We start from the raw sequence: 5,921 nt of genomic DNA, 5'->3' as shown, positions 1-5,921 counted from the left end.
CTCCCACGCCCACCACTACCTGGCCATCTTCCACAACGGCACAGCCCTAGCGCTCTACCACACCAAACGACTAGCCTCCCCGGCGCAGCGAATCGTCCTGCACGCACGAGACCGCGGCTGCACATTCCCCGGCTGCACCGTACCCGCCTACCTCTGCCAAGCCCACCACTGCGACCCCCTACGCCACCCACCCCGTCACCGACGTCAACAACCTCGCCCTGACCTGCCACCCCAACCACACACTCGCCGACCACGGCTGGACCACCCGCAAAAACCACCGAGGCGACACCGAATGGATCCCACCCGCCCACCTCGACCACGGCCAACCCCGCACCAACACCCACCACCACCCCGAAAAACTCCTACAAGACAACGCGGACAGCGACGACGAGGTGCCGTAAAGCGTTGCGGTCAATGCAAAGTCGGCGCATACCGCAGCACGGCGGCGATGCCGTCGGCCGGCGCGATCCGCTCGTCGGTGCGGACCAGCGAGGCGCCCACCGAAACCGCGAACATCGGCAGTGCCTCATCGGCGCGCAGCGTGCGGGCCGGTGCCGCACCCTGCTCGGACAGCACCTCGGCGGTCGGCGCCAGGGTGGTGAGGTCCTCGTCGGCGACCACTGTCTCCTCGCCGATGTCGCCGATGATCAGGGTCTCCACCGCGCCCTGGCGCAGGCCCGAGCACACCGGCCCGAGACCTTCGGCGGCGAGTCCGGATTGGCGGCCGACCTCGGCGGTAAACCGCTGCGCGGCATCGTCAATCGCCGCCAGCCGGCGCTTGAGCAACACGGCTTCGATGGCCTGGTGCACTTCGTCGGAGTCGTGCCCGCTGTGGCGGGCACCGACCTGCAGTTCGACCGCCAGAGCTTTGACCTGATGAGGCAGCGTCGCAAGGAAATCCGAGCGTGAGCGCACCTCGCCGACCACGAAAACCACCTCGGGTCCGACGTCGCCGAGCAACTGTTCGATCCGGTCGGCGACCGCGCGCAGATTCTTGCGTCCGGCCTCCTCGGTGCGCAACTGCGGATCGCCGTAGCCGGCGTTCTCGGCCCCCGACGCCTTGTGTACCGGGTGGCCGCCACCGCCGACGGTCTCGGTGCGCCGGGTGGCGCCGGTGTGAACCGTGATGTCGGCGCCGGCGTGGTCGACCGCGACGACCAGGTAGCTCGGGTCCTGAAAACCGTGCTCGACGATTGGGATCACGTAGGGGAGCTTCGAGAGTCGCACGATGGGCGCAGCGGTGGGTCGTATCAGGTGCTCGTTGAGGAGGACGCCGTCCGCGCCGGCAACCACTCCGCGGCCACTACGGCCGATCGGCGGCCGCGCATCCAGCACAGCGCGCTCCATGTCGACGGTCATCGATTCCTCGGCGCCCAGTTCTTCGAGCTGTTCGCGCAAACCTCGCCATCTCAATTCGAGCTGGGCGTTCGCGTCCTCGGTGTCGTGAGAGTCCTCGAAATACACCGATGCGAACGGTCCGCGGGCGGACAGTAGCGGGCGTAGGCGTTCAGAATTCATAACAAGTCGGGTTGCCCGCGAACCCCGTGGCCAAACTGTCAGGCCCGATCGCCTTCGGTGTCGTCGAAGAATCGCCAGTCACCGTCGACCTCGACTTCCATTCGCCAGCCGAGTTCGGAGTTGTCCGCTTTGGCGTCGACGAACCATGCGTGTGCATCATCGGCGCTGGCGATGTCCTTGGTGTCGACGACGTCGCCGTGCGGATTGATCACTCGGTAAGTAGACATGCCCGGGGGTTACCCACTGCGGGCACGCCGAATCGCGCTATTCGCCGGTGAACTTCGGCGGGCGTTTGGCGAAGCTGGCCGAGACCCCTTCGGACAGGTCTTTCGACGGCAGGAACGCCGCGTTCCACGCCGCCACATAACGCAGACTTGCCGACACCGCCGAAATCCGTTGCTGGTCAAGGACATCCTTGACGCCGCGGACTGTCAGCGGCGGGTTGTCGGCGATCTCGATGGCGGTGGCGTGCGCGGCCTGCAGGGTGGCATCGGCGTCGTCGAACACGTCGTTGACCAAGCCGATTTTCTCGGCGCGGGCCGCGTCGATGTCCTTGCCAGTCAGCGCCAGTTCGCGCAGGTGCCCGTCGGACAGGATCAGCGGCAGCCGGGCCAGGCTGCCGACGTCGGCCACGATCGCCAGCTTGACCTCGCGGACGGAGAACTTCGCGTCGGCACTCGCGTAGCGAATGTCGACTGCCGAGATCAGGTCGACGCCACCGCCGATGCACCAGCCGTGGATCGCTGCGATGGTCGGGGTGCGGCAATCGGCGACGGCGCTGATGGTGTGCTGCATCCGCAGCACTTCGGTGTGGAACTCGGTGCGCGGGCCTGCCATCGCGCCCTCGGCCAGCACCGGGGCCAGCGTCCCGCCCATCGCCGGCAGATCCAGGCCGTAGCTGAAGTTGCGGCCGGAACCGGTGAGGACGATGGCCCGGATGTTCGGATCGGCGTCGAGGGCGGCGAACAACTCGGGCAGCTCCGACCAGAAGGCGGGCCCCATCGCGTTGCCCTTGCCCGGTCCGATCAACGTCACCTGGGCGACGTGATCCTTGTGCTCGACGGTGACTGATTCATATGGCTCGCCCATGACGTGACCGTACCGTGGATTACATGGCATCTGACCTACGGCCCGGACCTGACTCACCGCCCACCGACGAACTTCGCGCGGCCGAACAAGCGCTGGGAGTGTTGCAGCACATCGTGCATCCGATTTCGCCCGACGACCTATCGAAGCCGACGGCGAGCGAAGGATTCGACGTGGCTCAATTGACCGATCACCTGGTCGAAACGATCACGTCGATCGGCACGGCGATGGACGCCGACCTGCCGCCACGCAACGCCGGCGACACCGTCGAGCGTCAGATCATTGCCGTCGGCCGGCCCACCCTGGATGGCTTTCATCGTCGTCACGGACTAGACGGGTCGGTCAGCTGGCGCGGCAATGAGACGCCCGTGCGGGTTTTGGCAAGCCTGCTGGCATTCGGTTTGCTGGTGCACGGGTGGGACTACGCGACGGCCACCGGATACCCGGCGGATGTCCCCGAGTCGTTGGCGAGCTACGTGTTGGGATTGGCCGAAAAGATCATCACCCCGGAGCGCCGCTCGAACGGAGAGTTCGGCGATCCCGTCGAGATCGACGAGCACGCCCCGGCTCTCGACCGACTGGTTGCCTTCACCGGCCGTGATCCGGCCGCAAGGACCTAGACGCGTTCCAGATAGAAGTAGAAGTAGCGGCCAGCCCCATCTCGGAAGTCGACGACGCCCTTGCCGTTCATGATGCCCATCACCGCGTCGTCGTCGACGCGCTTGAAGTGATCGTGAACCGGCTGGCCGTCGTACACCATGGTGGCGGTGACTTCGCCGCGAAATTCCTCCAGCCACAGGCTGGCCTCACCCTTGCCCATCTTGACGTTGGAGAATCGGTTCCCGTCCTCGTCGAGGCAGACCAGCGGCTGCACGTCGGCGGGCGACTTGAACGTCTTGCCGAACCAGCGCGCCTTGTCCAGTTGTCCGTTCATCCGGTGGCCGGTGAGGAATTCGCCGCCCTTCCATTCGCCGAGCATGCCGTCGACAGTGGCCGGCGGCAGGCTCGCCCAGTAGTCGTCGAGTTCGGCGTCGTCGATCGTGCCGGTGCGTTCCTGGAACTCGGTGAACTTCTTGCGCGCCAACGCATCACTCATCGCGATCTCCTCTGATCTAGATCCAGCCCTGCGCGAATTGCAGCAGGGCATCGTTTTCCTCCGGTGCGCCGATCGTCACCCGGACACCGTCGGTGCCGTACGGGCGGACCACGACGCGTGCGTCGGCGGCCCGCTCCACGAAGTCCAGGGTGCGGGGTCCCAGCGGCAGCCAGACGAAATTCGCCTGCGACGACGGCAGGGTGAACCCGGCCGCCCGCAGCGCGTCACTGACGCGCGCCCGCTCGGCGACCACCGCGTCGGTGCGGGCGAGCAGCTCATCGGCGGCGTCCAGCGAGGCCAGGGCCGCAGCCTGCGAGACGCTGGTGGTCGTGAACGGCACGTAGGCTTTGCCCATGGCGGTGATCAATTCCGGGTGGCCCGCCGCGTAGCCCACCCGTAAGCCGGCCAGGCCGTACGCTTTCGAAAACGTGCGCAGCACAACGACATTGCTGTGGTCGCGGACCAGAGCGAGGCTATCCGGCAGCATGCCGTCGCGGATGTATTCGACGTAGGCCTCGTCGATCGCGATCAGGATGTGCGATGGCACCGCCTCGACGAACCGGGTCAACGCGTCCGGATCGACCACCGTCGAGGTGGGGTTGTTCGGGTTGCACACGAAGATCAGCCGGGTGCGGTCAGTGACGGCGGCGAGCATCGCGTGCAGGTCGAAAGTGTGGTCGCGGAGCGGTACTTGGACGGCGTTGGCACCGGCGAGCCGGACCTGGAGCGGGTAGATCTCGAAGCTGCGCCAGCCGAACAGCACCTCGTCGCCCGCCGTCGAGGTGATCTGTATGAGTTGCTGGCACAGGCTCACCGAGCCGCAGCCGACGGCGACGTGTTCGGGTCCCCAGCCGCCGGCGCTGCCGACCCGGCCTGAATTAAGGTGCTTGGCCAACGCCGATTTGAGTTCGATGCAGCCGTTGTCCGGGTATCGGTTGATGGCATCGGTCGCGCATTCGATGGCCGCCCGGACACTGGGCAACGGGCCGTGCACGGTCTCGTTGCTGGCCAGTTTGATCGCGCCCGGGACGTTTTTGCCGGGTATGTAGACCGGCAGCTCGGCCAATTCGGGACGAAGGCGGGCGGTCATTTCGACAGCATATGTCCGGCCTGTGTACGCTGTGCTCCGCGGCGGTTCCGGCAGCCCGGCTGACCTCAATGGCCAGGCCCTCTCGGGCCGCTACCGGCCCGCAGGGTTGCCTGAGCGGAGTCCGGTACCCTCAGAAAGTTCAAGGAGGCGTGCCAGAGCGGCCGAATGGGACTCACTGCTAATGAGTTGTCCCCTTACCGGGGACCGGAGGTTCAAATCCTCTCGCCTCCGCCACACAACATGTGGTGATCGCAAGCGCGGCGAAGCCGGGCGCAGCGGATCGCCACACGGTATGAGATAACTGAACACAGGCGCCCGTAGCTCAACGGATAGAGCATCTGACTACGGATCAGAAGGTTGGGGGTTCGAATCCCTTCGGGCGCGCTTTGGCTGTATCAGCGAAGCCCCCGCCGGCTTTGGAGCTGCCGACGGGGACCACGCTGAATTGAAGGGTTTAGACGCCGGGCCGGCGGGTTGTGGTTCCGAGGTTAGCGTCTGTGTGGTCGCGGCGCTTCAGTCCCGCGAGCCCAAGCAGACCGGTGAGACCGAGGAGTCCCCACAGCCCTGTTTTGTCGCTGTGCTCGTTGTTGGCATTGGTGGTGTTGTCCGCCAAGGTCGTTGTCGTCGACGCCGGCGTTTGTGCGTCCAGCACGGTGGCGTTGGCCACGCCCGCACCGGCAAACAACAGCGCCCCGGTGGCAGAGATTGTCGCAATGGTCTTACGCATGATTGCTCCTGAAAGGTTCTGCTCGATGTAATGCGAATGAATGGCCGAGCGCCATTCGCAGGCCAGTGATCTCTAGCCGCTGATGGGCAGCGCCAAAGAATTGCCCCCGCGTTGCCCGAGTATGTGTTGCCCAATTCGGTACCGGTTAAACGTCGGGCGATGCTGATCTGCTCGGCGAGCTTCGGTATCGCCACGACCGCTATGGGCTCGGATTCAGCATCGGGTGACGGAACCGCTGGATTGACAAGCGATCAGCGGTGAACGCCGAAGCGTCAGTGCGCGATCAGATCGGCGACGAGGTCTTCTTCGTCAGGGCGGATACTGCCCGGGGATGCCGACCGTAGCTCCCAGTGCGCGACCCCGCCGTCCGGAACATCCAATTGCCCGGCGGCCAGCGCTTCGCC

General features: G+C 65.8%; 7 protein-coding genes, 2 tRNA genes and 1 pseudogene. 4 read left to right on the top strand and 6 right to left on the bottom strand.

Features of this window, described 5'->3' with window-relative positions:
* Positions 1-401, top strand: a pseudogene (locus VGG53_RS22190) (DUF222 domain-containing protein); the annotation flags it as partial.
* 10 nt (positions 402-411) lie between these two features.
* Here VGG53_RS22190 and VGG53_RS22185 read toward each other — a convergent pair.
* From VGG53_RS22185 to VGG53_RS22175, 3 genes are read right to left on the bottom strand one after another with little or no spacing between them, the layout of a single operon-like run.
* On the bottom strand, positions 412-1,518 hold the full coding sequence (locus VGG53_RS22185; protein ID WP_331520273.1) for a hypothetical protein: 1,107 nt from the start codon (positions 1,516-1,518) through the stop codon (positions 412-414).
* 38 nt (positions 1,519-1,556) lie between these two features.
* The gene (locus tag VGG53_RS22180; protein WP_331520272.1) at positions 1,557-1,745 is read right to left on the bottom strand and encodes a hypothetical protein; all 189 of its coding nucleotides are present in this window, start codon (positions 1,743-1,745) and stop codon (positions 1,557-1,559) included.
* Positions 1,746-1,782: 37 nt separating this feature from the next.
* A complete protein-coding gene (locus VGG53_RS22175; RefSeq protein WP_331520271.1) occupies positions 1,783-2,607 on the bottom strand; it encodes a crotonase/enoyl-CoA hydratase family protein in 825 nt (274 codons plus the stop codon).
* 23 nt (positions 2,608-2,630) lie between these two features.
* On the opposite strand from VGG53_RS22175, the gene VGG53_RS22170 reads away from it, so the two are divergent.
* Positions 2,631-3,224, top strand: a complete 594-nt coding sequence (locus VGG53_RS22170) for a TIGR03086 family metal-binding protein (RefSeq protein ID WP_331520270.1) — start codon at positions 2,631-2,633, stop codon at positions 3,222-3,224.
* On the opposite strand, the gene VGG53_RS22165 is transcribed toward VGG53_RS22170, so the two are convergent.
* On the bottom strand, positions 3,221-3,700 hold the full coding sequence (locus tag VGG53_RS22165; protein ID WP_331520269.1) for a DUF4334 domain-containing protein: 480 nt from the start codon (positions 3,698-3,700) through the stop codon (positions 3,221-3,223). The genes VGG53_RS22170 and VGG53_RS22165 overlap by 4 nt on opposite strands.
* Positions 3,701-3,716: 16 nt before the next feature.
* Entirely contained in the window at positions 3,717-4,790 is a 1,074-nt protein-coding gene (locus VGG53_RS22160; RefSeq protein WP_331520268.1) for a pyridoxal phosphate-dependent aminotransferase, read from the bottom strand.
* Between the two features lie 143 nt (positions 4,791-4,933).
* Here VGG53_RS22160 and VGG53_RS22155 point away from each other — a divergent pair.
* Together VGG53_RS22155 and VGG53_RS22150 are read left to right on the top strand one after the other, a co-directional pair.
* A tRNA-Ser gene (locus tag VGG53_RS22155) sits at positions 4,934-5,024 on the top strand.
* A gap of 77 nt (positions 5,025-5,101) precedes the next feature.
* Positions 5,102-5,174, top strand: a tRNA-Arg gene (locus VGG53_RS22150).
* Between the two features lie 70 nt (positions 5,175-5,244).
* Here the strand turns inward: VGG53_RS22150 and VGG53_RS22145 are convergent.
* Positions 5,245-5,517: a WGxxGxxG family protein gene (locus VGG53_RS22145; protein WP_331520267.1), complete on the bottom strand. Its 273-nt coding sequence runs from the start codon at positions 5,515-5,517 to the stop codon at positions 5,245-5,247.
* Positions 5,518-5,921 lie beyond the last annotated feature (404 nt).

The organism is Mycobacterium sp., assembly GCF_036490025.1.
Lineage (GTDB): Bacteria > Actinomycetota > Actinomycetes > Mycobacteriales > Mycobacteriaceae > Mycobacterium.
Note: the sequence above shows the minus strand (reverse complement) of the source record. Positions and strands in the feature narration are given on the sequence as shown.